Genomic DNA, 420 nt, shown 5'->3' on the forward strand with positions numbered 1-420 from the left:
TGGTGGGTCATGATGGACTTGAACCATCGACCAATGGATTAAAAGTCCACTGCTCTACCAACTGAGCTAATGACCCGCTCTGATGTGCCTAAGCACGCTGCGTAGATCCGCCGATTATAAACCACCCTATTATTCAACGAATAAAGAATGGTGGGTCATGATGGACTTGAACCATCGACCAATGGATTAAAAGTCCACTGCTCTACCAACTGAGCTAATGACCCGCTCTGGTGTGCCTAAGCACGCTGCGTAGATCCGCCGATTATAACCACTCTACTATTCAACGAATAAAGAATGGTGGGTCATGATGGACTTGAACCATCGACCAATGGATTAAAAGTCCACTGCTCTACCAACTGAGCTAATGACCCGCTCTGATGTGCCTAAGCACGCTGCGTAGATCCGCCGATTATAAACCAC

General features: G+C 47.4%; 3 tRNA genes. All 3 read right to left on the reverse strand.

Going from position 1 to position 420, the window contains the following annotated elements:
- The 3 genes from H5200_RS23475 to H5200_RS23485 all read right to left on the reverse strand — a co-directional run bounded on the left by H5200_RS23475 (position 1) and on the right by H5200_RS23485 (position 371).
- A tRNA-Lys gene (locus H5200_RS23475) sits at positions 1-76 on the reverse strand.
- A 72-nt stretch (positions 77-148) separates the two neighbouring features.
- Positions 149-224, reverse strand: a tRNA-Lys gene (locus H5200_RS23480).
- A 71-nt stretch (positions 225-295) separates the two neighbouring features.
- Positions 296-371: transfer RNA gene (locus H5200_RS23485), tRNA-Lys, on the reverse strand.
- Positions 372-420: the final 49 nt, after the last annotated feature.

This window comes from Pseudoalteromonas sp. SG43-7 (assembly GCF_014164295.1).
GTDB lineage: Bacteria > Pseudomonadota > Gammaproteobacteria > Enterobacterales > Alteromonadaceae > Pseudoalteromonas > Pseudoalteromonas rhizosphaerae.